This window comes from Parafrankia sp. BMG5.11 (assembly GCF_004337455.1).
On sequence record NZ_SJXI01000001.1, the window covers coordinates 443,531 to 469,783 of the forward strand.

The window sequence follows — 26,253 nt, forward strand, 5'->3', positions numbered from 1 at the left end:
AAGGGTTCGGAACGCCTCTCAGCCCGCCAGTCGCAGGTCCGGCCGGGCGGGTTCGCCGGCGTCGGGCCAGATGCCGCGCGTATCGTAGACCGCCGCGCGGCTGCGTTCCTCCAGCGGCACCACGCGAAACACGTCATGATCGACCAGCACGATCAGCACGCCGCAGGTCTCCAACGCAGTGTCGATGTCGACCAGCGTCGCGCCGGTATCGGCGAACTCCGGCGGCAGTTCGCTGGCATACGGCTCGACCACGCGCATCCGGCTGCCGAACTTGCGCGCCAGGCTGGCGGCGACAAAGCGGGCGGGGCTTTCGCGGAAGTCGTCGATGTTCGCCTTGAAAGCGAGGCCGAGGCACGCGACGGGCACGTGCGGGTGCGCTTCGACGAGCGCGGTCGCGCGGGCGAGCACGTGGTGCATCTTGGCGTCGTTGACCTCGCGCGCGGTGCGGATGACCCTGGCTTCTTCGGGGGCGGAGCTGACGATGAACCACGGGTCCACCGCGATGCAGTGGCCGCCGACGCCCGGGCCGGGCTGGAGGATGTTGACCCGCGGGTGCCGGTTGGCGAGGCGGATCACCTCCCATACGTCGAGGCCCATGCGGTCGGCGATCATCGACAGTTCGTTGGCGAACGCGATGTTGACGTCGCGATAGGCGTTCTCGACCAGCTTGGTCATCTCGGCTGAACGAGCATCGGTGGTGACGCAGGTGCCGCGCACGAACAGCTTGTAGAACGCCAGCGCCTTGCGCGCGCAGCGCGGGGTGATCCCACCGATCGAACGATCGTTGTGAGTCAGTTCCTCCAGGATGCGGCCGGGCAGAACCCGCTCGGGGCAATAGGCGATCGAGATATCGGGCGTGTCCCGGGTCAGCCCCGGCATCTTCAGGTCCGGGCGCAGTCCCGCCAGCCGGTCGCGCAGTTTCTCGGTAGTGCCGACCGGCGAGGTCGATTCGAGGATGATGCAGTCACCCTTTTTCAGCACCGCGGCGAGGCTGGTCGCGGCGGCGAGCACATGGCTGACGTCGGGGGTGTGGTTGCCGTCCTTCTCGAACGGCGTCGGCACCGCGATCACGAACACGTCGGCGGGCACGATCTCGGTCGCGGCGCGCAGCATGCCGCGCTGCACCACGCCCTGGACCAGCCCGTCGAGGTCGATTTCCTCGATGTGAATCTCGCCCCGATTGATCGTGTCGACCACCTGCGCATTCACGTCGATCCCGGTGACCCGGCAGTTCGCGCGGGCGATGATCGCCGCCGTCGGCAGGCCGATATAGCCAAGGCCGATGACACAGACTTCCGGTTTGCTTGTCCCGCGCATGATGTTCCCGCAAATTGCTTTGGCCGAGCCCTAGGCGCGGGGGAGTAAAAAATGCGGTAACGATGCCGCTCAGGTGGCGAGCAGTTCCACGATCCGCCCGGTCGCCTTGCCGTCGCCGAACGGATTGTGCGCGCGAGCCATCGCTTCGTAGGCGGCAGGTTCGTCGAGCAGCCGCTCGGCCTCCGCGACGATCCGGTCGGCGTCGGTGCCGACCAGGCGGGCCGTCCCGGCAGCCACGCCCTCGGGACGCTCGGTAGTCTCGCGCATGACCAGCACCGGCTTGCCGAGCGCGGGCGCTTCTTCCTGCACACCCCCGCTATCGGTCAGCATCAGGGTGGAGATGCCGAGCAGGCGAGCGAAGTGCGGGTAGTCGAGCGGGTCGATCAGCGCCACGTTGTCGAGCCCGCCCAGGTCCGCGTTCATCACGCGCCGGACATTGGGGTTGAGGTGGACCGGGAAGATCACCGCCACATCGGGTCGCGCAGCGAGGCGGGTGACGGCTTCGGCGATCGCTTCCATCCCGCAGCCGAAGTTCTCGCGGCGGTGGCTGGTCACGCCGATGATCCGCTTGCCGGCGAACCGCGCTTCCAGCTCGGCGAGACCCCCGGCAAGGCCGGGCTCCCGCTTGATCCGGGCGGTGATCCAGTGCAGCGCGTCGATCACCGTGTTGCCGGTGACGTGGATCGTGCCGGGCGCCACGTTCTCGCGCCGCAGCGCCTCGGCGGCCGTTGCGGTCGGGGCAAAGTGCAGCGCGGCGAACGCGCCGACGATCTTGCGGTTCACTTCCTCGGGCCAGGGATGGTGGATGTTGCCGCTGCGCAGGCCCGCCTCGACATGCGCGACGGGGATCTTGCGGTAATAGGCGGCAAGCGCGCCGGCCATGGCCGTGGCCGTGTCTCCCTGCACCACGACCCAGTCAGGCGCTTCGGCGTCCAGCACCCGGCCGATGCCGGTGAGCAGGTTCGCGGTGAGCGCGTCGAGCGTCTGGTCCGGCTGCATCAGGTCGAGATCGTGATCGGGCACGATCGCGGCGATCTCCAGCACCTGGTCGAGCATCCCGCGATGCTGGCCCGACACGCACACCCGGCTGTCGAAGCGCGGGTCGTCACCCAGGGCATGGATCAGCGGGAACAGCTTGATCGCTTCGGGGCGGGTGCCGAAGACGGTGAGGACCTTGCGCGGGTTCATGGCGCTCCCGCTAGCACCGGCCAGCTACGAAGCCGTTAACCCTGCTTGGCGGCGTGTTCCTGGCGGGCGAGTTTGTGCAGCCAGTCGGCGTGGCGGGGCGCTTTCTTGGTCTGGCTCCATTCCTCCAGCATCATCGGCGCGACCCGTTTCAGCTCGGCATACTGCTCATCGGTGCCGATGTCGGTCGCCAGCTCGACCCGGTGGCCGTTCGGATCGAAGAAGTAGATCGACTTGAAAATTCCGTGATGAGTGGGGCCGAGCACGTCGATCCCCTGCGCCTCGACATGCGCCTTGGCGGCTAGCAACTCGTCCTCGCTGGCGACCTTGAAGGCCAGGTGTTGGACCCACGCCGGGGTATTCTCGTCGCGGCCCATGTCGGTCTGGTTGGGCAGTTCGAAGAACGCCAGGACGTTGCCGTTACCCGCATCGAGAAACACGTGCATGTACGGATCGTACTCGCCGGTCGACGGGACGTGATCCTCGGCAAAGGCGGTGGTGTATTCCATGCCGAGCACGCGGGAGTACCATTCGACGGTCTCCTTGGCGTCCTTGCAGCGATAGGCCGCGTGATGGATGCCGCCGAGCCTGGGTGCCTGCGCGTTCATTCCGCCGGCTCCCCGACCGGCTGGTCCACCTTCAGCGCGCCGCGTTCGATCTGGTCGCGCTCCATGCTTTCGAACAGCGCCTTGAAGTTGCCTTCGCCGAAGCCTTCGTCACCCTTGCGCTGGATGAATTCGAAGAACACCGGCCCGACCTGCGCCTGGGCGAAGATCTGCAGCAGCAGGCGGGGCGATCCGCCTTCGGTCGTGCCGTCGAGCAGGATGCCGCGGGTCTTGAGTTCCTCGGCAGGCTCGCCGTGGTTCGGCAGCCGCTCGTCGAGCATCCGGTAATATGTTTCGGGCGGGGCGGTCATGAAGGGGACGCCGTACTGCTTGAGCTTGTCCCACGCGGTCACCAGATCGTCGCAGATCAGCGCAATGTGCTGGATGCCCTCGCCGTTGAATTCGCGCAGGAATTCCTCGATCTGGCCTTTGCCGCCTTCGCCTTCCTCGTTGAGCGGAATGCGGATCTTGCCGTCGGGAGCGGTCAGCGCCTTGGAGGTGAGGCCGGTATATTCGCCCTTGATGTCGAAGAAGCGGATCTCGCGGAAATTGAACAGCGTCTCGTAGTAATCCGCCCAGAACTTCATCCGCCCGCCATAGACATTGTGCGTCAGGTGATCGATGTGGCTGAAACCGGCGCCTGCGGGGCGGCGCTCCACACCGGGCAGGTATTCGAAGTCGATATCGTAGATGGTGAGGTCATCCTCACCGGTCTTTCCTTCGTAGCGATCGATCAGGTAGACGATCGCACCGCCGATGCCGCGGATTGCGGGAATGTGCAGTTCCATCGGCCCGGTTTCCACCTGCACCGGCTCCGCGCCCTTTTCGAGCAGCCGTGCATATGCCTGGCGCGCGTCGAGCACGCGGAAGCCCATGCCGCACGCGCTGGGGCCGTGCTCGCGGGCGAAGTACCAGGCGGCGCTGCGCGGTTCGTAGTTGGCGATCAGGTTGATGCCGCCCTGACGCCACAGTTGCACGTCCTTGGAACGGTGGTTGGCGACGTGGCTGAAGCCCATGCTCTGGAACACCGGTTCCAGCATGCCCTTCTCGGGCGCGCAGAATTCGACGAACTCGAACCCGTCGAGGCCAATGGGATTGTCGAACAGGTCGGCCATGGCAGTGCTCCCGGAGTAGTTTCTTGTGCAACCAAATAGCAAACGGCGGGCTTTCCGTCAAAGCCCGCCGCTGCAAGGTCGTTCCAAGGGATCGGGTTGGATCAGGCTTCGGCGTCGATCCGCTCGATGATCAGCGCCGGGGCCATGCCGCCCGCCGCACACATCGTGATGAGGCCATAGCGGCCGCCGGTCCGCTCCAGCTCGTCGAGCGCGGTGCCGACCAGGATCGAACCGGTCGCCCCGATCGGGTGGCCGAGCGCCATCGCGCCGCCGTTGGGGTTTACCTTCTCGCGCGGCAGATCGAGGTCGCGGATGAACTTTTCAGCCACCACCGCGAACGCCTCGTTGATCTCCCACACGTCGATGTCGTCCTTGGTCAGGCCGGCCTTTTCCAGCACCTTCTTCGCCGCCGGAACGGGCGCGTTGAGCATCAGCGTCGGGTCGTCGCCCTGGTTGGCATAGGCCACGATCCGCGCGCGCGGCTTGAGGCCGTTCTTCTGGGCATATTCAGGCGAAGCGATCAGCAGCGCCGCGGCCCCATCGACCACGCCCGAACTGTTGCCGGCGTGATGGAAGTGCTGGATCTCGACGTCGGGGTAGCGCCGGTTGATCTGCTTGCGGAAGGTCGTCCCGCCGATTTCGAAATCGGCGATCTTGGCGAAGCTGGGGTTCAGCGCCGCAAGACCTTCGGCGGTCGTTTCAGGGCGGGGGAACTCCTCGCGGTCGAGCGCCACCGAGCCATCGGGGTTGTGCACCGGCACCAGTGACTTGTCGAACCGGCCTTCCTTGATCGCGCGGTCAGCGCGCCGCTGGCTTTCGAGGGCGAGCGCGTCGAGGCTCTCGCGGTCGATCCCCTCGATCGTGGCGATCGCATCGCCGCAGACGCCCTGGTGCGACTGGGGGTGAAGCTCGTCGAGCGCCTTGTGCCCCGACCCCATGCCCCGTGGCGGCAGCCCGGCATTGGCCTGCTCGGCCGCGTAGGCGGAGGTGTAGCTCATCATCTCGGTCCCGCCGGCGATGACGCAGTCTTCCATGCCCGACATGACCGAAGCCGCCGCGAAGTTCACCGAGCTGATGCCGCCGCCGCAGAACCGGTCCAGCGTGGTGCCGCTGGCCTTGACGTCATAGCCGGCGGACAACGCCGCCATGCGGCCGAGGTCGCCGCCCTGCTTGCCGTTCTGGCTGCTGGTGGACCAGACGATGTCGTCGACCGTCGCGGTGTCGAGATGGTTGCGCTCTTTGATCGCCTTGAGGACCGTGGCGGCCAGATGCTGCGGATGCAGGTGGCTCAGCGCACCCTTGCCCGGCTTGCCCACGCCCCGCGGGGTGCGCACCGCGTCGATGATATATGCCTCGCCCATGCTGGTAATCCTCTCGCTTCTGGAATCAGGTTGACGCAAGCGTAAACCTTGCCGACAACCCGCACAAGACAAGTTGCAAAGCGAAATGGGAGAGTGGCCATGGCCGAGGAAACGCAGGGCGAAGTTCTGACCGAGGTGCGCGATGGCGTGCTGATCGTCACCATCAACCGCCCCGAAGCCAAGAACGCGATGAACAAGGCCGCGGCCGAAGCGATCGCGGCGGCGATGGACCGGCTCGATGCCGACGATAACTTGCGGGTGGCGATCCTGACCGGCACGGGCGGCACGTTCTGTTCGGGGATGGACCTCAAAGGCTTCCTGCGCGGCGAACGGCCGTTCGTCGAAGGGCGCGGGTTCGGCGGGATCACCGAGAAAGGTCCGGTCAAACCGCTGATCGCGGCGGTCGAAGGCTATGCGCTGGCCGGCGGCATGGAACTGATGATCAGCTGCGACCTGATCGTCGCCAACTCAAAGTCCAAGTTCGGCATTCCCGAAGCCAAGCGCGGGCTTGCCGCCGCGGCGGGCGGGCTGGTCAAGCTGCCGACGATGATCCCGCCCAAGATCGCGATGGAGCTGGCGCTGACCGGCGACTTCATCGACGCGCAGCGCGCCTACGACCTTGGCCTCATCAACCGGGTGACCGACGGTCCCGCGCTGGATGCGGCGCTGGAGCTGGCCAAGACCGTCACCGCCAACGGCCCGGTCGCCGTCCGCGTATCGAAGCAGGTGATCAACGAATCGCCCGGCTGGTCGATGGAGGAGCGCTGGGACAAGCAGGGCGAGCTGATGCCGCAGGTGTTCATGAGCGAGGACGCGCGCGAAGGCAGCCTGGCGTTCGCGGAAAAGCGCAGCCCCAACTGGAAAGGCAAGTAATGCCCCAGGCCGGCAAGGGACCGCTGGACGGCATCCGCATCGTCGAGTTCGCCGGCATCGGGCCGGGGCCGTTCTGCGGCATGATGCTGGCCGATCACGGTGCCGAGGTGATCCGCATCGATCGCGCCAGCGGCTCACGCGGCGGATCGCAGCCGGTCACGTCGGCTGACGTGCTGGCGCGCGGCCGCAAGTCGATCGCGATCGACCTCAAGAGCGCGCAAGGCGTGGCGCTGGCGCGGAAGATCGCGGCGAGCGCCGACGGGATCATCGAAGGCTTCCGGCCCGGCGTGATGGAGCGGCTGGGGCTGGGTCCTGAGGAGCTGCTCGCCGACAATCCCAAGCTCGTTTACGGCCGGATGACCGGCTGGGGGCAGACGGGGCCGTATGCCCCCTATGCCGGGCACGACATCAACTACATCGCGCTCGCCGGGGCGCTGGCGCACTTCGGGCGCGCGGGGGGCAAGCCGACCCCGCCGATCAACCTGGTGGGCGATTTCGGCGGCGGCGGGATGATGCTGGCGTTCGGCATGGTCTCCGCGCTGCTGCACGTTGCAAAGGGCGGCGAAGGCCAGGTGATCGACGCCGCGATGACCGACGGCACCGCGGTGCTGATGAGCATGCTGCACGGCATGAAGAACATGGGCGTCTGGTCTGAGGATCTGGGCGTCAACATGCTCGACACCGGCGCGCATTTCTACGACACCTACGAGACCGCGGATGGCAAGTTCGTCTCCATCGGCAGCATTGAGCCGCAGTTCTACGCCGAGCTACGCGCTCGCGCCGGTCTGGCGGAGGACGCCGACTTCGACGCCCAGCACGACCGCTCGCAGTGGGGCGCGCTTAAGGACAAGCTCACCGCGCTGTTCAAGACCAGGACCCGCGCCGAATGGGACGCGCTGATGGAACATTCCGACGTCTGCTACGCCCCGGTGCTCACCATGAGCGAAGCCGCCGCGCACCCGCACAATCAGGCGCGCCAGACATTCGTCGAAGTGGGCGGCCATGTGCAGCCCGCTCCGGCGCCGCGCTATTCCGGGTCCGCAACTGCCACGCCGCAGCCCGCGCCGATGCCGGGGGACCAGACGGACGACATCCTGAGCGCGCTGGGCATCGGCGCCGACGAGATCGGCACCTTGCGCGCGGCGGGGACCGTCGCCTGAGAATGGAGGTCGCGAGCTGACCGCGGCACGTTATCGCCTCCGGTTCGTTTGTGTGCATCCCCGGCGCTGGCGGGGGGCGACATTTCCCCCGGAGACGCCGTGATCCCGCTCTTGTCCGAAGCTGCGACCATCGCCGCGCAGGCGCCGCGCCTGGCGGGATATTACCTGCCGATCATGTTCGCGGTGGGCGCGATGATCCTGTTCGTCGCCTGGGTGCCGCTGATCCTCAAGCGGCTGCCGTTGTCGCTGCCGATCATGTGTGTCGGCATCGGCTTCGCGATCTTTTCGCTTCCCCCGTTTTCCAGCTGGGCGCCGCACCCGGACAACACGCCGGTGCTGGTCGAGCGGGCGACCGAACTGATCGTGATCGTATCGCTGATGGGCGGCGGGCTGAAGATACAGCGCGTGATCAGCTGGAAACGGTGGAACGTGACCTGGCGCCTGCTGGGCATCGCCATGCCGCTGACGATCGCGATGGTGATGCTGCTGGGCCATCATCTGCTGGGGCTGGGCCTGGCGACGGCGCTGCTGATGGCAGGCTCGCTCGCCCCGACCGATCCGGTGCTCGCGGGCGACGTGCAGATCGAACACGACGAGGACGAGGGGCAAGCCGAATCCAAGTTCGCGCTGACCAGCGAGGCGGGACTGAACGATGCCCTGGCGTTCCCGTTCATCCACCTGGCCATCGCCGTCGCCGCGGCCGGCAGCCTCACGCTTGACGTGATGAGCCACTGGGTGCTGGTGGACGTGGTGCAGAAGCTGGTCGTCGGCCTGATCGTCGGGACCGGGCTGGGCTGGCTGATCGGGTACATCATCTATCGCCTGCCGGCGGATACCCGCCTCTCGCGCACCGGAGACGGGTTCATCGCGCTCGGCGCGACGCTGTTCATCTATGCCGCCACCGAGTTCGCGCATGGCTACGGCTTTCTCGCGGTGTTCGTCGCCGGGCTGGCGATCCGCCGCGCCGCCAGCGACCAGGACTTCAACCGCAAGCTGCACGATTTCGCCGACGAATCCGAACGGCTGATGATGCTGCTGCTGCTGCTGCTGTTCGGCGGCATGATCGCGGCCGGGCTACTCGCCGATATCGGCTGGGAGGAGGCGCTGTTCGCCGCGATCATGCTGCTGGTGATCCGCCCCCTCGCCGGCGCGATCAGCCTGATCGGGGTGAAGCGCCCAAAGCTGGAACTGGCGATCATCGCCTTCTTCGGCATCCGCGGGCTGGGGTCGGTTTACTACCTCAGCTATGGCCTCAACCACGGTTCGTTCGATTACGAATACAGCTTGTGGGGCACGCTTGGCCTCATCATCGCCGTGTCCATCCTGATGCACGGCGTGCTGGTGACGCCGTCGCTGCGCAGGCTGGGGAACTACTACAAGAACCGCGGGATCAAGACTTCGCTGCCGACCGACTGATCAGGCGATGAATTCCCGCACCTCGGCGATGAAGTCATCGAACCGGTCGTGGTGCACCCAGTGGCCCGCGCGTTCGTATTCGCTGACCCGCACGTTCGGTCCGAAGTGCTGCAGCCGCCCGTCGGCTTCCGGGTTCGAAGCCCACGAATCCGCGCCGTAGATCATCAGCGTCGGGCAGGTGATCGCGCCCCACAGCGCCTGCTGGCCCTTGGTCGGAACGTCATCCGGCGGCCAGGCGTGGAGGTGCGGATCGAACTTCCAGCTGAAAGTCCCGTCCTCGTTGCGCATCACCGCGTGCAGCGTGAGGTGGTGGGCCTGGCTGTCCGACAGGTAGCTGTTCGCCTCCCGCATCCGTTGCAGGCAATCTTCGAACGTGGCGTACTTGCGCACCGACCGCGCGCTCGCCTCGCGCTTCTTGTCGATCCACTTGGTCCACTGTTCGCCATACGGGCGGGCGCGGCGCTGCTCGACCATCTTGGGGCTGGGGCCCAGCCCCTCGATGGTCACCAGCCGCCTCACGTTGTCGGGGTAGAGGCCGGTGTAGCGGGTGGAGATGTTGCCCCCCAGCGAATGCGCGACGATCGTTACGGGCGCGAGGCCCAGCTGGTGGATCAGCTGCGCCAGGTCATAGACATAGCCCATCGTCGAATAGAGGCCGTTGTTGTTCCATTCGCTGTCGCCGTGGCCGCGCAGATCGGGACAGATGACGTGCCAGTCGCCGCGCAGCGCCTCGGCCGTCCAGTCCCAGTTGCGGCAGTGGTCGCGCCCGCCATGCAGCAGGATCAGCGGCGGCGCGTCCGGGTTGCCCCAGTCCGCGTAATGCAGCTTGGTCCGCTGCGAGATATAACTCTGGCTGGTCGGCCCGCTGGCCACTGGCCCCGATACGGTCATGCGTTGCCCTTAACGTAAGCGTCAAAATGCGTTGCGGATTGCTACCCGCCTGATACGGTTTCGTCCAACCATAGAAAACCCGAGAGGACCAGCCATGCCCGTCATCGACGTTCCCGATCCCCAGTTCATGCAGGATGAGGAAATCGCGGTGTTCCGCGATGCCGTGGGCAAGTTCTTCGACCAGCACGCGCCCGAACAGCGGGTCGAGAAATGGCGCGAGGACGGGATGGTCGAGCGGGCGTTCTGGGAAGAGGCGGGCCAGGCTGGCCTGCTGGGCATGACCGTGCCGGAGGAATACGGCGGCCACGGCGGGGATTTCCGCCACGATCTGGTGCTGCTTGAACAGCAGGCGGAAAAGGGCGTCGACGGGTTCGCCTCGTCGCTCCACAACGTGATCATCCTGCCTTACGTGGTGCGTCACGGCACGGAAGAGCAGAAGAAGAAGTGGCTGCCCAAGCTGGTCACCGGTGAACTGATCAGCGCCATCGCCATGACCGAGCCCGGCGCGGGGTCGGACCTGCAGAGCATCACCACCACCGCGACGAAGGAGGGCAACGGCTACCGCCTCAACGGCGCGAAGACGTTCATTTCCAGCGGCCAGCTCGCCAACTTCATCATCGTGGTCGCCAAGACCGATCCGACGCAGGGCGCCAAGGGCATCAGCCTGATGTGCCTGGAAACCGACGGCGCCGACGGGTTCCGCCGCGGCAAGAAGCTGGACAAGATCGGCCAAGACGCGGCCGACACCAGCGAGCTGTTCTTCGATGACGTGTTCATTCCGGCCGAGAACGTGCTCGGCGGAGTGGAAGGGCGCGGGTTCTATCAGCTGATGGGCGAACTGCCGCAGGAACGCCTGTCGATCGCCATCGGCTCGATGATCACCATCGAAAAGGCGCTCGACGCCACGGTCGAATACGTCAAGCAGCGCAAGGCATTCGGCCAGACGATCTGGGACTTCCAGAACACCCAGTTCGTGCTCGCCGACCTCAAGGCGCGGGCGACCGCCGCCAAGGTGTTCATCAACGACTGCACCGACAAGGTGCTGAAGGGCGAGCTCGACGTCACGACCGCATCGATCGCCAAGTACTGGCTGACCGAGTTGCAGGGCGAGGTGGTCGACAAGTGCCTGCAGTTCTACGGCGGCTGGGGGTACATCAACGAATACCCGATCGCGCGCATGTTCCGCGACAGCCGGATCAGCCGCATCTACGGCGGATCGAACGAGATCATGAAGATGCTGATCGCGCGCAGCATGTGACGCCGCGCCAGGGGAGATAACCGATGACGACTTTTCGCGACGGGTTGCTGGCCGGCAAGGTGGCGTTCGTCGCCGGGGGGACCAGCGGGATCAACCTTGGCATCGCCATGCGGCTGGCGGAGCTGGGCGCGAGGGTGGCGGTGTGCGGGCGCGACGCGGAAAAGGCGGCGCGCGCCGCGGGCGAGATCGGCGGGGACGCGCTTGGCCTGTCAGCCGACGTGCGCGATTACGGCGCGATCCGCGCGGCGCTGGAACAGACCGCGGGCGATTTCGGCCTCCTCGACATCGTGATCGCGGGCGCGGCGGGCAATTTCCTCGCGCCCGCGCTCGGCATGTCGGCCAATGCGTTCAAGACGGTGGTCGATATCGACCTGCTCGGCACTTTCAACACGCTGCGCGCGTGCCACGATCTCCTCAACAAACCCGGTGCCTCGCTGATCGCGATCACCGCGGGCCAGGCCGATCAGGCGATGGCGCTGCAGATTCATGCCTGCGCGGCCAAGGCGGGCGTCAACCAGGTGGTCCGCACGCTGGCGATCGAGTGGGGGCCGGACGTGCGGGTCAACGGCATCTCGCCCGGCCCGATCGCCGGGACCGAGGGGATGGAGCGCCTCTCGCCCAATCCCGGCATGAAGGAAGCGAGCGAGAGCCGCATCCCGATGAAGCGCTGGGGCGAGATCGGCGAGATCGCCGACGCGGCGGCGTTCCTGTGCTCACCCGCCGCCAGCTACATCACCGGCGCGATCCTGGACGTCGACGGCGGCAGCTCGGTCGGCGATGCGGGCCGCATGGACCTGGCGCGCGGCCTCGGTTGAGCTAGAAATCCGGCAACGATTGTTCGGCAAAGCCCCAGCCGGCGAGCGCCTTGCTCTTGGCCCGCTCGAGCAGCTTGTCGGCGTCGAGGATGCTGAAATCGTGCGCGGAGGGGAAACCTTCCAGCTCGTCCCACGACACCGGCACCGCCACCGGGGCGCCGGGGCGGGCGCGCGCGGAGTAGGGCAGCACCGCGGTACTGCCGCGCTGGTTGCGGAGGTAATCGATGAAGATCTTCCCCACGCGCTTGGCCTTGCTCATGTTGGCGACGAAGCGGTCGGGTTCGGCCATGCTCATCGCCTCGGCAAAGCGCTTGGAGAAATCCTTGTGCTGGTCCCACGAATGGCCCGGGGTCAGGGGCACCACCACGTGGACCCCCTTGCCGCCTGACAGCATCGCGTAACTGACCAGGCCCAGGTCCTCCAGCCGCGCATGGAAATCGATCGCGGCGCGCTTTACGTCCTCGAAATCCAGCCCTTCGTCGGGGTCGAGGTCGATCACCATCCGATCGGGCAGCTCGACGTCCGCGGTGCGGGCGCCCCAGCCGTGGAATTCGATCGTGCCCATCTGCACGCAGGTCAGCAGCCCCTCCACATCCTCGACGTAAAGGTAGTCCTCGTGGTGCCCGTCCTTCTCCCGGATCGGCACGTGGTGGACCGACGCGCCGAACGATCCGCTGTCATGCTTCTGGAAGAAGCATTTCTTGCCGCGGCCCTGGGGGCAGCGCACCAGGCTGATCGGGCGCTGCGCGGCCCACGGCAGCATCAGCGGGGCGATCGCCTGGTAGTAATCTGCAAGTTGGCCCTTGGTCTGGCCGCTTTCGGGGAAGATCACCCGCTCGCGGTTGGAGATCTTGACCAGTTCCTTGGCCGGAGGAGCTTCGGGCGCCGCCTGCGGCACTTCGGGCACGACCTCGGCTGCGTCCTTGTCGCCGCGCAAGCCCAGGAAGCTGCCGTGGCGGATATGGCCGCCGCCGCTTTCGCTGGTGGGACCGGTGAATTCGGCAAAGGCGATCTCGGCCACCAGTTCCGGTTTCACCCAGGTCACGCCCCGGCGGGATACGCGGTCGACCTCGGCCGGCGGATCATCAGTCTGCAGCTTGGCGAACCGCGCCGCCAGATCGCGCAGGGTATCGGTGTTGAAGCCGGTGCCGACATTGCCCTTGTAGACCAGCGCGCCGTCCTCGTGCTGCGCCAGCAGGATGGAGGAGAACGGCCGCCCCTTGGCGGTCGACTTCTTCCACCCGATGATGACGAACTCCTGCCGCCGGGTGCACTTGACCTTGACCCAGCTGTTGCTGCGCGCGTGGCGATATGGCGCGTCGATCGCCTTGGAGATGATCCCTTCCTGGCCCGCGTCGCACATCGCCCGGAACAGCTTCTCGCCCGCGCCGAGCACGTGATCGGCGACGTGGATCGGCGGCTGCGCAGCGGCGAGCAGCGCCTCCAGCCGCTCCTTGCGTTCGATGTTGGGGAGCTTCGTCAGGTCCTCGCCGTTCGCCTCCAGCAGGTCGAACGCGTGGAACGACAGCTTGTCGCTCGGCTTCTGGCTGCCGTGGCCGCGCTTCAGCACCGCCTGGAGCGAGGAGAAGTCGGGATTGCCCTTGGCGTCGCAGGCGATGATCTCGCCGTCGACCAGGCACGGCGGCAGGTCGAGCGCGGCGACCGCCTCCACAAGGGGGCCAAACTTGTCGCTCCAGTCCTTGCCCCCGCGGGTCCACACCTGGACCTTGTCGCCGGCGGCCGCGATCAGCGCGCGATAGCCGTCGAACTTGATCTCGTGCATCCACTTGTTGCCCGCCGGCACGCTGTCGACCAGCGTGGCAAGCTGCGGCTGCCGGAACGCCGGCGGCTTGCCGGACTTCTGTTTCGCGCGCGGCTTCGGCTTGGCTTTGCCCGCGTTGTGCTTTGCGGCCTTGGCCATTTCCTTGGCAAAGGTATCGCCACGCTTGCCCTTCAGCGAATGCGCCCCGTCGGCGTCGGCGGCGATCTCCGCCATCGAGCGCCCGGTCAGCACGCTGGTGAGGGCGTGGTCCACCAACGGATCGCCCTCGGCTGCGTATTCGTCGTTGATCTTGCGCAGGAGCCAGTTGTCGCGCTTTTCCTTTGGCCGGCGCTTGAGGCGGATCAGCAGCCATTCGCCTTTCATCCGCTCCCCGTCGCAGCGGAAGTGCAGGTGGCCTTTTTCCAGATCCTTCCAGCTCTTGCCCTCGACCGGCTCCCAGGTGCCGCGATCCCACAGCATCACCGTGCCGCCGCCGTATTCGCCCTTGGGGATGGTCCCTTCGAAATCGCCGTAGGACATCGGGTGGTCCTCGGTCTGCACCGCGAGCCGCTTGATGTCGGGATCGGGGCTCGGGCCCTTGGTCACCGCCCAGCTTTTGAGGACACCGTCCGCTTCCAGCCGCAAGTCCCAGTGCAGCCGCGTCGCATCGTGTTTCTGCACCACCAGCCGCCCGCCTTCCTGCCGCGCGCTGGCAGCCCGCTTGCCGGCGGGTTCGGCAGTCTTCTTGAAATCGCGCTTGGCGTTGTATTCCTTGAGCGGATCGGCGGCTTTCGTACGGGCGCTGGTCATTCCACGACCTCCTGATCGGGCCAAAAGCGTTTGGCGAGTTCCCCCAGCACCGTCAGCATGACGATCGAGACGAGCGACCCGATCAGCACCAGCGGCCACTGCCCGGCGCCGCAGGCGATTCCGATCACCGCGGTCAGCCCCAGATGCGCCGCCGTGGTCAGGTTCTGCACCCGGCCCTTGCTGAACACGATCAGCCCCGCGCCGATGATGCCGATGAACGATCCGGTCGCCTCGAAGATGCGCAGCACATCGGCCCGCTCGCCGCCGATCTGGTGGTAGAGCGAGATCATCGACACTGTCATCGTCGCCGCCGACACGCAGATCAGCCCGTGCGTGCGCAGCCCCGCGGCGCGGCGATGCACTTCTCGGTCGAGCCCCAGCAGCAGCCCGACAAGCGCAGCGATCCCGATGCGCATCAGCACATCGGTGTCGAGCCAGTGCACCAGGATCGGATCGTTGAGTTCCATCAGGCGCGTTTCCTCGCCTTTGGTGCAGCCTCCTTCTTGGCTGCTGGTTTCTTGGCCGGAGTCTTGGCCTTGGCGGCGGGCTTGGCCGCGTTCTTGCCGCTATCGCCGCCGCCGACCGAATTCTTCAGCGCCGCCATCAGGTCGATCACGTTGGACCCGCGCGCGGAGGCGGGCTCTTCCACTTCTTCCAGGATCTTCTTGCCCTTGGCCTTCGCCTTCTTCTCGATCAGCCCGCGCAGGGCGTCGACGTAGCGGTCATGGAACTCGCTTGCATCGAAGGGCGCGCTTTTCTGGTCGATCAGCGATCCCGCCAGTTCCAGCATCTCCTTCGCCGGCTTGGTGGCGGGAATGTCCTTGAAATAATCCTGCGCTTTCCGGACCTCGTCCTCGTAGCGCAGGGTTTCGAGCACGATCCCCTTGCCGCAAGGTTTCAGGGACACGAGCTGTTCGCGGCCGCGCATCGACAGCTGGCCCAGCGCAGTCTTCTTGCGGGCGCGCAAGGCTTCGCGCAGCACCACGAAGGCTTCTTCCGCCAGCTCGTCCTGCGGCACGACGTAATACGGCTTTTCGAAATAGAACACGTCGATCTCGTTGGTGTCGACGAACTGCACCAGTTCCAGCGTGCGCTTGCTCTCGATCTTGACCGCCTCGATCTCATCCTCTTCCAGCAGGACGTAATTGCCCTTGGAGACTTCGAAGCCCTTGACGATCTCGTCCCGGTCGACCGGACCGATGCCTTGGACGACCTTTTCGTAATTGATCCGCTTGCCGCTGGGTTCGTGGATCTGGTGGAACTGGATCGCCGCGCCGCTCTTGGTGGCGGAATAGATTTCGACGGGAATGGAGACGAGCGCCAGCCTGATCTGACCCGTCCAATATGCGCGTGCGGCCATGGTTATCCCCTTGCTGTGCAGGGTCAGCGATTCATCGGCAGATTCGGTTCCAATCGGTGCCGGGGGTCCTATCTGCGGCGGACATGATCGCGCAGACCATCCAACTCGCGCTCGCGCCGGTGTTCGTGCTGGTGGCGATCAGCAACATCCTGAACCTGCTGTCCACCCGGCTCAGCCGGGTGGTCGATCGCAGCCGTGCGCTGCAAGGCCGCAATGCGGAAACCGAGGGCGCCGATCACGACATGGTCGTGCGCGAAATCCGCATGATCGACCGGCGGATCAACCTGATCGGCCGCTCGATGCGCAGCCTGGTCGTGGGCAGCCTCGCGATCGGACTGACCGTGGCGTTGTTGTTTCTGGAAGAACTGGCGGGTGTGGACCTGCAGCGCGTGGCCGCCGGCACCTTCATGGCCTCGATCGGCCTGCTGATGTGGGCGCTGGTGCTGTTCCTGCGCGAAACGCAGACCGCCTCAGCCGCGCTGCGCATCCCGGCGGAATATCTGGAACACGAGCGGCCGCTTTAGCGCGGCTCTAGTCTTTGGGCGGCGCCAGCAGCTTCTTGCCCTGCGACTGTATCGCGCTGGCGATCATCGGCTCGACGAACGACAGCGCCGCCGGCAGCGGCACTTCGAACACCAGTTGCCCCGGTTCCAGATCGACGTGCGCATGCAGCGTCTGGCCCATCGCCATGATGTCCATCGTCATCCGGTTTTCGCTCGGCCACATGGTCCGAACCGTCCCGCCGCCGGGAATGCTGTCGGCGATCTTGTGGCTCTTCGACTTGAGCCGATCGCGCACCACGTCGTTTTCAAGCGTATGCGGAATGGCGACGCGCATCAGGCGGGGTCCTTGGCTGGGGAGATCGGGGCAGCGGGCAGGGCGACGTCGCCCTCGCCGTACTTGTAATCGAGGTAGCGGGTCTTGATCGCCAGATCATCGAGCGATCCTTCGGCGAGTTGCCGGGTCACCCGGTCGATCTCGTCGCTGATCTTGCTGAGGCCCCCGGCGAGCTGGTCGTCCGGGGTAGCGCCGGCGCGCTGTTCGGTCCGCAGGTGCTGCGGGATGCGGCGATAGCTGTCGACGACTTCGGGCAGGGTTTCGCCCACCAGGGTGCGGACCTCGTGCGCGGCGGGGTGAGCAGGGTCGATGCCGCCGAGCTGCAGGCCCAGCGCATCGAGCTGGACGCCGATCTTGCCCACCATGTCGGCGGCCGGGGCGGGCAGGGCGGGGCGCTGCGCTTCCAGCCACAGTTCGGTGCGGCCGACCAGTTGCTGCGCATCGGTTGCGCGGGCGAGGTCGGCGCGCTGGGGCACCTTCATCCGGGGGAACTTGGTCAGCACCACCAGCGCCACCACGCTGGCCACGATCAGCGCCATGACCCCCATGAAGCCGATGCCGCCCACGATCGTCCCGAACACGCCGCTGGCGATCCACAGCGCGAACAGCGCGATGAGGATGTTGCGGATTTTCTTGCCGAGATGGCGGCTTTTCATCCGCTTGGATTCGCGCCCGATGGATGCCTGCGCGGCACGCCGGTGGCGCCCGCCGGCGCGGTTGTCGTCACGCACCCGGCGTGCTTCGGCCAGCGCTCGATCGGTATCGCGGGTCAGGTTGGCCAAGCGGCTATTCCCTCTAGCTCTCGACGCTCAGCAGCTTGGATTCGGTGACTTGCGCCGCCGCCTTGGCCTGCCCTTCGGCGCGAGCGATGTAGCCCTTCGACCGTTCGACCTCGCCTGACAGCGTGGTCACCGTCTGCTTCATCGAATCCAGCGCCCGCAGCTTGAACGCGTCCACCTCGTCCATCGTGTCGTAAATGTTCTGGAAGGCGCGCTGCAGCGTTTCCAGCGGGATCGTGCTGGCGGCGGCTTGCTCGTGGATCTTGCCGGTCTGCTCGCGCAGCAGCTTCGATGTGCTGTCGATGATGTTGGCGGTGGTGGAATTGAGCGCGGTGATCTGGTTGAGCACCAGCCGCTGATTGGTCATCGCCTCGGCCACGGTGACGGCCGTTCGCAACGCCCCGACCGTCGTGGTGCTGGCGCGGTCGACGCCCTTTACCAGCTCGACGTTGTTCTTCTTGACCAGGTCCAGGCTCAGGTACCCCTGCACGCTGACCGCCATCTGGGTCAGCAGGTCCTGGGTGCGCTGGCGGACATAGAACAGCGCGGTTTCGCGGATCGCCCGCGCCTTGGCGGGGTCGGTCGCGTCGAGTTCGTTGGCCTTGTCCTCCAGCTTCTCGTCGAGCGTCTTGGAGATGTGGATCATCTGTTCCAGATTGCCCATCGCCTCCCACAGCTTCTGCCGCTCGACGTCGATCGCGGCGTTGTCCATCAGCAGCTCGTCCTTGCCGCTGGCCAGGTTGCCCAGGATCGACTGGATGTGAGTCTGCGCGGACTGGTAGCTTCGGAAATAATTGGTCAGCTTGTTCCCGAACGGGATGATGCCCAGGATCTTGCGCGGCCCGCTTTTCGCCCCGCGCCGGCCGGGATCGAGATCCTCCACCACCCGGCGCAGTTCAGCGAGGTTCGCGCCGACGCCCTCATCCTTGTCCATCGCCCGGACCGGCCGGTCGAGGAACCGGTTGGAATGCCCGGCGGCCGCCATGATCTCCTTGCGGCCCATGTTGGTGATCTGGTCGACCTTTCGCCCGAATTCCGGCGAATTGGCATCCTGCGCCACGAGGTCGGCGACGAATGCGTCGGCCTTTTCCTCCAGCTTGGATTTCTTGTCGCCTCCCACCGGCACCAGACCGGCAGCCTTTTCAGCCGAAACGACCGGCACCGGATCGGGCGGGGTCAGTTCAAATTCGGTCGCGGTGGCGGTCTTGGTCTGGGTTTCGGCCATGGGTCCTCTCGGCACGCTGTGTTAGCTACATAAAACAGGTAGCGCGTGTTTCAAGCCCGTCTAGCACGCCAGACGCGAGGTTGAACCTTTTGTGCGCGGACTTCAGGCGGCTTCGAGCAGCTTGATCGGCTCGATTTCGCCCGAGAGGTACAGCCGCTTGGCCTTGGCGCGGGACAGCTTGCCCGAACTGGTGCGCGGCAGGGTGCGCGGCGGAACCAGTTCAACCACGCAGTTCATGCCGGTGATGGAGCGCACCTTGTCGCGGATCTGGTCGTGCAAACGGACCCGTTCCTCAGGGTCCGACACCCGGCAATGGACCAGCACCGCGGGCACCTCCTCACCGTTCTCCGATTCAACCGAGAAAGCCGCGATATCGCCGTGGTTGAAGCCGGGAAGCTGCTCCACCGCCCACTCGATGTCCTGCGGCCAGTGGTTCTTACCGTTGATGATGATCATGTCCTTCGCCCGTCCGACGATGAACAGATAACCGTCCGCCATGTAACCCATGTCCCCGGTGTCGAGCCATCCGCCTACCAGGCAGTCGTTGGTCGCTTCCTCATTGCGGAAGTACGAGTGCATCACGCTTTCGCCCCGGCACCACACCTTGCCGATCTGGTGGTCGCCCTTGACCCGGTCTTGCTCGCCGCGGATTTCGACTTCCATTCCCGGAAGCGGCTTGCCGCAGTTCACGATCGCCCGGTAGCGCGCAGGGCGGCTGAGATCGCGCGGGGCGCCTGACAGCGCTTCCTCCTCGACCAGTTCGACCCGGATGCCTTCGCCGGGCGGCATGACGGTCACCGCCAGCGTCGCCTCGGCCAAGCCATAGCTCGGCGTGAACGCGCTCGCCTTGAACCCGGCCTGCGCGAACGCATTGACGAAGCTTTGCATCACGTCGGGCCGGATCATATCCGCCCCGTTGCCTGCGGTCCGCCAGCGCGACAGGTCGAACCGTTCGGCGACCTGGCTCTGGCTGGAAATGCGCCGCGCGCAGATGTCGTACCCGAACGTGGGGGAATAGCTCAGCGTGTTGCCGGGATTGCGGCTGATGAGATCGAGCCAAGCGAGGGGCCGCCGCGCGAAGTGCTCCGTCTTGAGGTAGTCGCAGCTCACCTGATTGGCGATCGGCGACAGGAAGCAGCCGACCAGCCCCATGTCGTGATACCACGGCAGCCAGCTCACCACCCGATCGTTCGTGCCCAGGTCCACACCGGTGGCGTGGCCGCACAGGTTATGCAGCAGCGCGCGGTGAGTGACCGCAACGCCAGTCGGGAAACGGGTGGAGCCGCTGGAGTACTGCAGGTAGCAGATGTCGTCCGGCTGCGCCTCGGGAAGAGCGCAATCCGGCGCATCGGCCCGCGCGAAATTCTCCCAGCTTACACCCTTGCAGCCCTGCCGATCGGCCGCGGCCTGCGCCATCTCACCGATCTCTGCGGGGAAAAACAGGATGGCTGGATCGGCGCTTTCAAGCTGCACCGCCAGCTGCTCGATATAGCCTTCCTTGCCGCCAAACGTCGTCGGCAGCGGCAAGGGCACTGGCCAGGCACCCGCATAGATACACCCGCAGAACAGCGCGGCGAATTCGGGGCTCGTCTCCGCGATCAGGGCGACGCGATCGTCCTTGCCAATGCCGGCGGCGACCAGACGCCGGGCCATCGCGAGGCCATCGTCGCGCATCTCGCGAAACGAGTAGGGACGTTCAAGATCCCCGCGCATGTCGTGAAAATTCAGCCCCTTGGCACTGCGCGCCGCGTAATCGATCGCCTCCGCGAAAGTCGCAAAGTCGGCCCGCCGGCGGGGCAGGGGGCAGTCGTTCGGCGTTTGCATCTGGTTTGTATCTGTCATGTCTGGTGAGAAACCCGTCGTCAGCGCACCAGTCCCGGCGCTTATCGCCCGCGGTTCGAGCCGGTGCGCGTCCCAACCCCCGTATGGTTCATATTTCCCAATCGTGATACAGTGTGGCACGAATATGGCGAACCATGCCAGATGACCGCTCCCGTCGCCCGCGCAAACCCCGCCCGCTGGACCCCGCGCGGCTGGAGGAACTCGCGCTGGCGTATGTCGCGCGGTTCGCCACCAGCGAGGCGAAGCTCGAGGCCTACCTCGTGCGCAAGGTCCGGGAGCGGGGCTGGGACGGTGAACGATCCGCCGACCCGTCAGCCATAGCCCGGCGGTTCGTCGATCTGGGTTATCTGAACGACGAGGCTTACGCCCGCACCAAGAGCGGCCGCCTGCTGCGCCGGGGATACGGCCCGCGCCGGGTCGCCCAGGCGTTGAACGCGGACGGGATCGCGGCGGAGTTGCGCGAGGAAATCCGGGCTGACAAGGGCGAGGAACGCCGCGCCGCGATCGCGCTTGCCGCCCGTCGCAGGCTGGGGCCGTGGGGTCCGCCGTCCGACCGTGACCTGCGCCAGAAACAACTCGCCGCGATGCTGCGCGCAGGCCATGGCTTTGACGCGGCGCGCGCGGTAATCGAAGCTCCAAGTATCGCCGCGGCCGAGCAGTGGGCTGCAGAGCCCGAGGAAACCCCATGAAACGCATGATCGCCGCAGCCGCCGTAACAGCGCTCGCTGCCTGCTCCCCCCAGCCTGCGGCACAGGCGGGTTCGGCGCCCACAGTCGCCTCAGCCCACCCGGTGTCGGGCCTGCCGGTCGTTCCGCTGACGGTGATCACCCCCCAGGGGAGCCACACGTTTCAGGTCGAAGTTGCTCGCAGCGCTGAAGAGCAGGCCCAGGGGCTGATGTTCCGCACCAAGCTTGGGCCTGATGAAGGGATGATCTTTCCTCGCCAGCCGAACGATGTGCCCAGCTTCTGGATGAAGAACACGCCGCTGCCCCTCGACATCATCTTCATCGGTCCGGACAGGCGGGTGCTGAACATCGCCGCCCGCACCACGCCGTATTCGCTGGCTTCCGTGGGGGCGGTCGGCCTGTCGAGCGCCGTGCTGGAAATCCCCGGTGGCCGCGCCGCCGAACTCGGCATCGGGCCGGGGGCACGGGTCTCGTGGTAGCGCTTGGCGCTGGTGCGCGAATCGGCTAACCGCGCCGGCCATGGGTTTCTTTTCCAAAATCTTCACGTGGTGGAACGGTGCGACCATCGGCACCTCGCTGTTCAGCGCCCTCAATGGCGAGGAGGTCGGCAGCGATCTGGCCGGCAACCGGTATTTTCGCGCCAAGAAGCGGGTGAAACCGGGCCAGCCGTTCGCGGGTAGCGAGCGGCGCTGGGTGATCTACTCGGGCGCGAACGATTCCAGCAACGTGCCGCCCGAATGGCACGGTTGGCTGCACGGACAGTTCGACGGCGTGCCCGAAAGCCGCCTTCCGCCCGCGCGCATCTGGGAGGCCGAACACTCCCCCAACGCGACCGGCACACTCCAGGCATATCGTCCGCAAGGGGCGCTGGAGCGGGGTGGGCGGCGCGCGGCGGCGACCGGTGACTACGAAGCGTGGAACCCGGAAGCCTGACGATGTCGCTCAAGGTCGCTCTGATGGCACCGGCGCTCATCGCGCTGGGCGCCTGTTCGAAAGGTCCGCCGGCGCCGCGACCCGTCGAAACCGATATTCCGGAAGATCTGCGCAGCACGCAGTCCGTTCGGCCGTTCGATGCCGGAGAGGGCAGCCCGATGAAGGACCGCGTCGCGGTGATCGGGGTGCTGAACAAGCGGAACAACCTGTCGCGCGATTTCACCATGAAGCCTGGCGAGGCGCAGCGGTGGGATAACGTCATCGTCCGCCTGGCTGCTTGCGAGCGAACGGCGCCGTGGGAGTTTCCCAAGCAGACAGGCGCCTTCGCCCAGGTTTTTGTCCGCGGAGCCGGGGACAACGACACTTGGACGAAGCAGTTTTCAGGCTGGCTGTTCAAGGAATCGCCCAGCCTGAACGTGGTCGAGCACCCGATCTACGACGTCTGGGTCAAGGACTGTAAGATGAGCTTTCCGGGCGACGAGTCTAAACCGGCGGCCGCTTCGTCGAGTGCACCGAATGCTGCCGGGAGCGAAGCCGCGCCGACACCCGCCGCGTCTTCGAGCAACGCCACATAACGAGGTTGCGGAATTTCGACCGCGCCCAGCGAGCCCAGATGCTCGGTCATGAACTGGCAGTCGAGCAGGACTGATCCCCCCCGCTTCAGCAATCCGACCAGCCAGGCGAGCGCGACCTTGCTTGCATCGTCGGTGCGGCTGAACATCGACTCGCCGCAGAAAACACCGCCAAACTGCACGCCGTAGAGGCCCCCGACGAGTTCGGGCGCTTCATCACCGGCCCGCCAGCATTCGATCGAATGCGCGTGGCCCTCATCGTGAAGAGCGCGGTAACTCGCCATGATGCGCGCGCTGATCCAGCTGTCCGGATGGTCGATCCGCGGGCGAGCGCATTCTTCGATCACCCGGTCGAACGCGGCATTGCAGGTGACCTGGAAATGGTCCTTGCGGATTTTCTTGGCCAGCGACCGCGAGACGTGCAGCCCGTCCAGCGGCAGGATCGCGCGCATCTTGGGCTCGACCCAGAACACTTCCGGATCATCGCGCCCATCCGACATGGGAAAGATGCCGTTACGGTATGCGAGCAGGAGCAGATCGCTGGGAATGACCGGCGGAGAGGCGGGGGCGTGCATTGCGCCAATCCTAACAAGGTTTGGCCGCTTGCGATGCAACGCATTTGCACCTACAGCGCGCGCTCTCCAGCGCAGGGGTGTAGCTCAGCTGGTAGAGCATCGGTCTCCAAAACCGAGGGCCACGGGTTCGAATCCTGTCACCCCTGCCAATTTCTCCCAAACCTTAGTCAGTGTCACTCTCCATCTGGATGAACCGGCTTCTGCGCCGGATTCAGCGGGTTAGCTTTAGTTAGTCCCGGAACCGCGGCGTTGAAGCGAGCGTTACCAGCGACAACCGGAGGGCAAACGGTTCTTGGAGGAATTTATATGTCTGGTCTCTCTTTCCGCAGCAGCCGCCCTGATTCCTGGGTGCACCCGCGTCCCTTTCATGACGCATCGACGCGCCACCAGATGTACGGCCCCATCCGCCCGATGGAAGAGCCGGGCCTGCTGGCGCGCCTGTTCGGGCGCGGCTGACGGCACCGATTGAAAATGGCGCGCGGCCGCCCCCGGGTCGCTCGCTTGCTTTTGCTGTCAGCCCGCCGTAATGGCGGTCCCGCTTTTTCCGACAGATGAGCATTGCTTGCCATCCCGGCACTTGAACCGGGGCGGCGGCAAGTCCTATCTGGAATAGGGGGGCCTCTCCCGGAAAACGCGCAACCAAATCGAAGCGAGAGCTGACGTTATCATGGCCAAGACCAGCCCGGCGGAATTCATCAACCAGGTACGCGCCGAAGGGCGCAAGGTCGTCTGGCCGAGCCGTGAAGAGACGGTTCGCACCGCGATCTTCGTGGCGATCATGATGGTGATCCTCTCCGTCTTCTTCCTGGGTGTCGACACCTTGTTTGGCGCGATCATGCGCTTTCTGCTGTCGCTCGCCTGACGCTTTTCACGGGACTTCAGACGCAAGTATGGCTCGCTGGTACATCATCCACGCCTATTCCGGGTTCGAGAACAAGGTTCGCGACGCGATCATCAGCGAGGCGGAACGGCTGGGCTTGTCCGAAGCGGTGGAAGCGGTCGAAGTGCCGACCGAAACCGTGACCGAGGTGAAGCGCGGCAAGAAGGTCCAGGTCGAACGCAAGTTCATGCCGGGCTACGTCCTGGCCAAGCTGACGATGACCGACGACGTCTACCACCTCGTCAAGAACACCCCCAAGGTCACGGGCTTCCTGGGCTCCGGCAACAAGCCGCAGGCCATTTCCGAGCGCGACGCCGCGCGCTATTTCGGCGGGATGGAAGAAGCCAAGGCAGCGCCCAAGCGCCAGGTCAGCGTCGATTATGAGATCGGCGATCAGGTAAAGGTCAATGCCGGTCCCTTCGCCAGCTTCAACGGCCTGGTGGAGGAGCTCGACTTCGACAAGCAGCGGGTCAAGGTCAGCGTATCGATCTTTGGCCGCGCCACCCCGGTCGAATTGGGGTTCGAGGAAGTCGAACTGGTCAAGTGAGCCGGCGCATCTGATCACGGCGTCGCGGGCGTCCCAGGCGTCGTTGAGCCGATAACCTTGCATACGCGCCCACACTTGAGTAGGGGCGCGCCTTCCCCACGCATCAGCACCGGGATTCCACGCGGGAGAGAGCTCTTTCGGAGCTTCTCGTTTGACCGCTTACCATGAGCTGCGCTGGCCCTGTCCAGCGCGGCGACAGTGAGAAAGGAGGCCAATCATGGCCAAGAAGATCGACGGCTATATCAAGCTGCAGGTGCCCGCGGGCACCGCCAATCCGTCGCCCCCGATCGGCCCTGCCCTGGGTCAGCGCGGCGTCAACATCATGGAATTCTGCAAGGCGTTCAACGCGTCGACCGGCGAGATGGAAAAGGGCATTCCGCTCCCCACCGTCATCACCGTCTACAGCGACCGCAGCTTCACTTTCGTCACCAAGACGCCCCCTGCCAGCTTCCTCATCAAGAAGGCTGCGAACCTGAAGTCGGGTTCGAAGGAGCCGGGCAAGGTTTCGGCCGGAACGATCGCTCGCTCGAAGCTGTCCGAGATCGCCGAGATGAAGATGAAGGATCTCAACGCGAACGACGTTGAACAGGCAACCAAGATCATCGAAGGCTCCGCCCGCTCGATGGGTCTCGAAGTCGTGGAGGGCTGAGACGATGGCCAGGCAGACCAAGAAGGCGAAAGCCGTTTCGCAGATCGACCGCGACCAGTTGTACAGCTTTGACGCTGCGCTCAAGTTGCTGCGCGAGAACGCCAGCGCCAAGTTCGACGAGACGCTCGAAGTCGCGATGAACCTGGGCGTGGATCCGCGCCATGCTGACCAGATGGTCCGCGGAATGGTGTCGCTGCCCTCGGGCACCGGCAAGGCCGTCAAGGTCGCCGTGTTCGCGCGTGGCGACAACGCCGACAAGGCGCTCGCCGCCGGCGCGGACAAGGTCGGTGCCGAAGACCTGATGGAAGACATGCAGGCCGGCAATCTCGACTACGACCGCGTGATCGCCACGCCGGACATGATGGGCGTGGTCGGGCGTCTGGGTAAGGTGCTCGGTCCCAAGGGCCTGATGCCGAACCCGAAGCTCGGCACGGTGACCCCGAATGTCGAACAGGCCGTGAAGGACGCCAAGGGCGGCCAGGTCGAATTCCGCGTGGAGAAGCAGGGCATCATCCACTCAGGGCTCGGCAAGCTGTCGTTCTCTGATGAAGACCTGAAGACCAACTTCTCGGCCTTCACCTCGGCGATCGTGCGGGCTAAGCCAGCCGGCGCCAAGGGCAAGTACCTGCGCAAGGTCTCGCTCACCAGCACGATGGGACCGGGCCTTAAGCTCGACATCGCTGACATCGAGAACGCCTGAGTCCTCGGTTGACGGAATAAGGGGCTGGCGGAGCGATCCGCCGGCCCTTTTTTATGTCGTCAGGTGCCGTGCGGCAATCGCGAGGCCACTGTCGCTGGCG

At 65.7% G+C, this 26,253-nt stretch carries 27 protein-coding genes, 1 tRNA gene and 1 pseudogene; 15 read left to right on the forward strand and 14 right to left on the reverse strand.

Annotated elements, in window-relative coordinates:
- Window positions 1-18 precede the first annotated feature (18 nt).
- The 5 genes from wecC to E0504_RS02180 all read right to left on the reverse strand — a co-directional run bounded on the left by wecC (window position 19) and on the right by E0504_RS02180 (window position 5,583).
- Window positions 19-1,317 (reverse strand): UDP-N-acetyl-D-mannosamine dehydrogenase, encoded by a 1,299-nt coding sequence (gene wecC / locus E0504_RS02160; RefSeq protein WP_131621436.1) that lies wholly within the window; start codon window positions 1,315-1,317, stop codon window positions 19-21.
- Between the two features lie 69 nt (window positions 1,318-1,386).
- Window positions 1,387-2,505, reverse strand: coding sequence for a non-hydrolyzing UDP-N-acetylglucosamine 2-epimerase (wecB, locus tag E0504_RS02165; protein ID WP_131621438.1), 1,119 nt, complete (start codon window positions 2,503-2,505; stop codon window positions 1,387-1,389).
- Between the two features lie 35 nt (window positions 2,506-2,540).
- Window positions 2,541-3,110, reverse strand: a complete 570-nt coding sequence (locus tag E0504_RS02170; RefSeq protein ID WP_131621440.1) for a VOC family protein — start codon at window positions 3,108-3,110, stop codon at window positions 2,541-2,543.
- On the reverse strand, window positions 3,107-4,222 hold the full coding sequence (hppD, locus tag E0504_RS02175) for a 4-hydroxyphenylpyruvate dioxygenase (RefSeq protein ID WP_131621442.1): 1,116 nt from the start codon (window positions 4,220-4,222) through the stop codon (window positions 3,107-3,109). The genes E0504_RS02170 and hppD overlap by 4 nt, the downstream gene beginning before the upstream one ends.
- Window positions 4,223-4,323: 101 nt before the next feature.
- Window positions 4,324-5,583 carry an acetyl-CoA C-acetyltransferase gene (locus E0504_RS02180; RefSeq protein WP_131621639.1) on the reverse strand — a complete coding sequence of 420 codons (1,260 nt, stop codon included), beginning with the start codon at window positions 5,581-5,583 and terminating at the stop codon, window positions 4,324-4,326.
- A 99-nt stretch (window positions 5,584-5,682) separates the two neighbouring features.
- Here E0504_RS02180 and E0504_RS02185 point away from each other — a divergent pair, with 99 nt between their 5' ends.
- The 3 genes from E0504_RS02185 (at window position 5,683) to E0504_RS02195 (ending at window position 9,032) form a co-directional block, all read left to right on the forward strand.
- Window positions 5,683-6,456, forward strand: coding sequence for a crotonase/enoyl-CoA hydratase family protein (locus tag E0504_RS02185; protein WP_131621444.1), 774 nt, complete (start codon window positions 5,683-5,685; stop codon window positions 6,454-6,456).
- A complete protein-coding gene (locus E0504_RS02190) occupies window positions 6,456-7,616 on the forward strand; it encodes a CaiB/BaiF CoA-transferase family protein (protein ID WP_131621446.1) in 1,161 nt (386 codons plus the stop codon). Before E0504_RS02185 ends, E0504_RS02190 begins: the two co-directional genes overlap by 1 nt.
- 192 nt (window positions 7,617-7,808) lie before the next feature.
- Window positions 7,809-9,032 (forward strand): sodium:proton antiporter, encoded by a 1,224-nt coding sequence (locus E0504_RS02195; RefSeq protein WP_207912092.1) that lies wholly within the window; start codon window positions 7,809-7,811, stop codon window positions 9,030-9,032.
- Here the strand turns inward: E0504_RS02195 and E0504_RS02200 are convergent, their stop codons facing one another.
- Complete coding sequence (locus E0504_RS02200; RefSeq protein ID WP_207912093.1) at window positions 9,033-9,905, reverse strand: alpha/beta fold hydrolase; 873 nt, start codon at window positions 9,903-9,905, stop codon at window positions 9,033-9,035.
- A 112-nt stretch (window positions 9,906-10,017) separates the two neighbouring features.
- Here E0504_RS02200 and E0504_RS02205 point away from each other — a divergent pair, with 112 nt between their 5' ends.
- Window positions 10,018-11,181: an acyl-CoA dehydrogenase family protein gene (locus E0504_RS02205; RefSeq protein WP_131621450.1), complete on the forward strand. Its 1,164-nt coding sequence runs from the start codon at window positions 10,018-10,020 to the stop codon at window positions 11,179-11,181.
- A gap of 23 nt (window positions 11,182-11,204) precedes the next feature.
- Window positions 11,205-11,996 carry an SDR family oxidoreductase gene (locus E0504_RS02210; protein WP_131621452.1) on the forward strand — a complete coding sequence of 264 codons (792 nt, stop codon included), beginning with the start codon at window positions 11,205-11,207 and terminating at the stop codon, window positions 11,994-11,996.
- A 1-nt stretch (window position 11,997) separates the two neighbouring features.
- Here E0504_RS02210 and ligD read toward each other — a convergent pair whose 3' ends face one another.
- The 3 genes from ligD to E0504_RS02225 are packed head-to-tail and all read right to left on the reverse strand — an operon-like array spanning window position 11,998 to window position 15,928.
- The gene (gene ligD, locus E0504_RS02215) at window positions 11,998-14,568 is read right to left on the reverse strand and encodes a DNA ligase D (RefSeq protein ID WP_131621454.1); all 2,571 of its coding nucleotides are present in this window, start codon (window positions 14,566-14,568) and stop codon (window positions 11,998-12,000) included.
- Window positions 14,565-15,035 (reverse strand): MgtC/SapB family protein, encoded by a 471-nt coding sequence (locus E0504_RS02220; RefSeq protein ID WP_131621456.1) that lies wholly within the window; start codon window positions 15,033-15,035, stop codon window positions 14,565-14,567. The genes ligD and E0504_RS02220 overlap by 4 nt, the downstream gene beginning before the upstream one ends.
- Window positions 15,035-15,928: a Ku protein gene (locus E0504_RS02225; protein WP_131621458.1), complete on the reverse strand. Its 894-nt coding sequence runs from the start codon at window positions 15,926-15,928 to the stop codon at window positions 15,035-15,037. Before E0504_RS02225 ends, E0504_RS02220 begins: the two co-directional genes overlap by 1 nt.
- A gap of 83 nt (window positions 15,929-16,011) precedes the next feature.
- On the opposite strand from E0504_RS02225, the gene E0504_RS02230 reads away from it, so the two are divergent.
- Window positions 16,012-16,452 carry a DUF2721 domain-containing protein gene (locus E0504_RS02230; RefSeq protein ID WP_131621460.1) on the forward strand — a complete coding sequence of 147 codons (441 nt, stop codon included), beginning with the start codon at window positions 16,012-16,014 and terminating at the stop codon, window positions 16,450-16,452.
- Window positions 16,453-16,459: 7 nt separating this feature from the next.
- Here E0504_RS02230 and E0504_RS02235 read toward each other — a convergent pair whose 3' ends face one another.
- The 4 genes from E0504_RS02235 to E0504_RS02250 all read right to left on the reverse strand — a co-directional run bounded on the left by E0504_RS02235 (window position 16,460) and on the right by E0504_RS02250 (window position 20,593).
- The gene (locus tag E0504_RS02235) at window positions 16,460-16,765 is read right to left on the reverse strand and encodes a polyhydroxyalkanoic acid system family protein (RefSeq protein WP_131621462.1); all 306 of its coding nucleotides are present in this window, start codon (window positions 16,763-16,765) and stop codon (window positions 16,460-16,462) included.
- Window positions 16,765-17,547, reverse strand: coding sequence for a hypothetical protein (locus E0504_RS02240; RefSeq protein ID WP_131621464.1), 783 nt, complete (start codon window positions 17,545-17,547; stop codon window positions 16,765-16,767). The genes E0504_RS02235 and E0504_RS02240 overlap by 1 nt, the downstream gene beginning before the upstream one ends.
- Before the next feature lie 13 nt (window positions 17,548-17,560).
- Window positions 17,561-18,769, reverse strand: a complete 1,209-nt coding sequence (locus E0504_RS02245; RefSeq protein WP_131621466.1) for a toxic anion resistance protein — start codon at window positions 18,767-18,769, stop codon at window positions 17,561-17,563.
- A 102-nt stretch (window positions 18,770-18,871) separates the two neighbouring features.
- Window positions 18,872-20,593: a fatty acyl-AMP ligase gene (locus E0504_RS02250; protein ID WP_207912094.1), complete on the reverse strand. Its 1,722-nt coding sequence runs from the start codon at window positions 20,591-20,593 to the stop codon at window positions 18,872-18,874.
- Window positions 20,594-20,745: 152 nt separating this feature from the next.
- On the opposite strand from E0504_RS02250, the gene E0504_RS02255 reads away from it, so the two are divergent.
- The 4 genes and pseudogenes from E0504_RS02255 to E0504_RS54010 all read left to right on the forward strand — a co-directional run.
- Window positions 20,746-21,300, forward strand: a complete 555-nt coding sequence (locus E0504_RS02255; RefSeq protein WP_131621469.1) for a regulatory protein RecX — start codon at window positions 20,746-20,748, stop codon at window positions 21,298-21,300.
- Window positions 21,297-21,776, forward strand: a complete 480-nt coding sequence (locus E0504_RS02260; RefSeq protein ID WP_131621471.1) for a DUF192 domain-containing protein — start codon at window positions 21,297-21,299, stop codon at window positions 21,774-21,776. The genes E0504_RS02255 and E0504_RS02260 overlap by 4 nt, the downstream gene beginning before the upstream one ends.
- A 40-nt stretch (window positions 21,777-21,816) precedes the next feature.
- Window positions 21,817-22,230, forward strand: coding sequence for an NADH:ubiquinone oxidoreductase subunit NDUFA12 (locus E0504_RS02265; RefSeq protein WP_131621473.1), 414 nt, complete (start codon window positions 21,817-21,819; stop codon window positions 22,228-22,230).
- A gap of 224 nt (window positions 22,231-22,454) precedes the next feature.
- Window positions 22,455-22,628, forward strand: a pseudogene (locus E0504_RS54010) (DUF2155 domain-containing protein); the annotation flags it as partial.
- A gap of 35 nt (window positions 22,629-22,663) precedes the next feature.
- Here E0504_RS54010 and aat read toward each other — a convergent pair.
- Window positions 22,664-23,377: a leucyl/phenylalanyl-tRNA--protein transferase gene (aat, locus tag E0504_RS02275; RefSeq protein ID WP_131621475.1), complete on the reverse strand. Its 714-nt coding sequence runs from the start codon at window positions 23,375-23,377 to the stop codon at window positions 22,664-22,666.
- 73 nt (window positions 23,378-23,450) lie between these two features.
- On the opposite strand from aat, the gene E0504_RS02280 reads away from it, so the two are divergent.
- From E0504_RS02280 to rplA, 5 genes are all read left to right on the forward strand, one after another.
- A tRNA-Trp gene (locus tag E0504_RS02280) sits at window positions 23,451-23,526 on the forward strand.
- 518 nt (window positions 23,527-24,044) lie between these two features.
- Complete coding sequence (gene secE / locus E0504_RS02285; protein WP_131621477.1) at window positions 24,045-24,239, forward strand: preprotein translocase subunit SecE; 195 nt, start codon at window positions 24,045-24,047, stop codon at window positions 24,237-24,239.
- Window positions 24,240-24,267: 28 nt separating this feature from the next.
- Window positions 24,268-24,804 carry a transcription termination/antitermination protein NusG gene (gene nusG / locus E0504_RS02290; RefSeq protein ID WP_131621479.1) on the forward strand — a complete coding sequence of 179 codons (537 nt, stop codon included), beginning with the start codon at window positions 24,268-24,270 and terminating at the stop codon, window positions 24,802-24,804.
- 217 nt (window positions 24,805-25,021) lie between these two features.
- Entirely contained in the window at window positions 25,022-25,453 is a 432-nt protein-coding gene (gene rplK, locus E0504_RS02295) for a 50S ribosomal protein L11 (protein ID WP_131621481.1), read from the forward strand.
- A 4-nt stretch (window positions 25,454-25,457) separates the two neighbouring features.
- Complete coding sequence (rplA, locus tag E0504_RS02300; RefSeq protein WP_131621483.1) at window positions 25,458-26,153, forward strand: 50S ribosomal protein L1; 696 nt, start codon at window positions 25,458-25,460, stop codon at window positions 26,151-26,153.
- Window positions 26,154-26,253: the final 100 nt, after the last annotated feature.

Bases quoted from the DNA above. Each gene is read 5' to 3' on its own strand.
- wecB (WP_131621438.1), bottom strand. From the start codon at position 2,505: ATGAACCCGCGCAAGGTCCTCACCGTCTTCGGCACCCGCCCCGAAGCG.
- E0504_RS02230 (WP_131621460.1), top strand. From the start codon at position 16,012: ATGATCGCGCAGACCATCCAACTCGCGCTCGCGCCGGTGTTCGTGCTG.
- wecC (WP_131621436.1), bottom strand. From the start codon at position 1,317: ATGCGCGGGACAAGCAAACCGGAAGTCTGTGTCATCGGCCTTGGCTAT.
- E0504_RS02225 (WP_131621458.1), bottom strand. From the start codon at position 15,928: ATGGCCGCACGCGCATATTGGACGGGTCAGATCAGGCTGGCGCTCGTC.
- ligD (WP_131621454.1), bottom strand. From the start codon at position 14,568: ATGACCAGCGCCCGTACGAAAGCCGCCGATCCGCTCAAGGAATACAAC.
- E0504_RS02180 (WP_131621639.1), bottom strand. From the start codon at position 5,583: ATGGGCGAGGCATATATCATCGACGCGGTGCGCACCCCGCGGGGCGTG.
- E0504_RS02205 (WP_131621450.1), top strand. From the start codon at position 10,018: ATGCCCGTCATCGACGTTCCCGATCCCCAGTTCATGCAGGATGAGGAA.
- E0504_RS02190 (WP_131621446.1), top strand. From the start codon at position 6,456: ATGCCCCAGGCCGGCAAGGGACCGCTGGACGGCATCCGCATCGTCGAG.
- aat (WP_131621475.1), bottom strand. From the start codon at position 23,377: ATGCACGCCCCCGCCTCTCCGCCGGTCATTCCCAGCGATCTGCTCCTG.
- secE (WP_131621477.1), top strand. From the start codon at position 24,045: ATGGCCAAGACCAGCCCGGCGGAATTCATCAACCAGGTACGCGCCGAA.
- E0504_RS02255 (WP_131621469.1), top strand. From the start codon at position 20,746: ATGCCAGATGACCGCTCCCGTCGCCCGCGCAAACCCCGCCCGCTGGAC.
- hppD (WP_131621442.1), bottom strand. From the start codon at position 4,222: ATGGCCGACCTGTTCGACAATCCCATTGGCCTCGACGGGTTCGAGTTC.
- nusG (WP_131621479.1), top strand. From the start codon at position 24,268: ATGGCTCGCTGGTACATCATCCACGCCTATTCCGGGTTCGAGAACAAG.
- E0504_RS02185 (WP_131621444.1), top strand. From the start codon at position 5,683: ATGGCCGAGGAAACGCAGGGCGAAGTTCTGACCGAGGTGCGCGATGGC.
- E0504_RS02220 (WP_131621456.1), bottom strand. From the start codon at position 15,035: ATGGAACTCAACGATCCGATCCTGGTGCACTGGCTCGACACCGATGTG.
- E0504_RS02250 (WP_207912094.1), bottom strand. From the start codon at position 20,593: ATGCAAACGCCGAACGACTGCCCCCTGCCCCGCCGGCGGGCCGACTTT.
- E0504_RS02260 (WP_131621471.1), top strand. From the start codon at position 21,297: ATGAAACGCATGATCGCCGCAGCCGCCGTAACAGCGCTCGCTGCCTGC.
- E0504_RS02235 (WP_131621462.1), bottom strand. From the start codon at position 16,765: ATGCGCGTCGCCATTCCGCATACGCTTGAAAACGACGTGGTGCGCGAT.
- rplA (WP_131621483.1), top strand. From the start codon at position 25,458: ATGGCCAGGCAGACCAAGAAGGCGAAAGCCGTTTCGCAGATCGACCGC.
- E0504_RS02265 (WP_131621473.1), top strand. From the start codon at position 21,817: ATGGGTTTCTTTTCCAAAATCTTCACGTGGTGGAACGGTGCGACCATC.
- E0504_RS02245 (WP_131621466.1), bottom strand. From the start codon at position 18,769: ATGGCCGAAACCCAGACCAAGACCGCCACCGCGACCGAATTTGAACTG.
- E0504_RS02195 (WP_207912092.1), top strand. From the start codon at position 7,809: ATGATCCTGTTCGTCGCCTGGGTGCCGCTGATCCTCAAGCGGCTGCCG.
- E0504_RS02210 (WP_131621452.1), top strand. From the start codon at position 11,205: ATGACGACTTTTCGCGACGGGTTGCTGGCCGGCAAGGTGGCGTTCGTC.
- rplK (WP_131621481.1), top strand. From the start codon at position 25,022: ATGGCCAAGAAGATCGACGGCTATATCAAGCTGCAGGTGCCCGCGGGC.
- E0504_RS02170 (WP_131621440.1), bottom strand. From the start codon at position 3,110: ATGAACGCGCAGGCACCCAGGCTCGGCGGCATCCATCACGCGGCCTAT.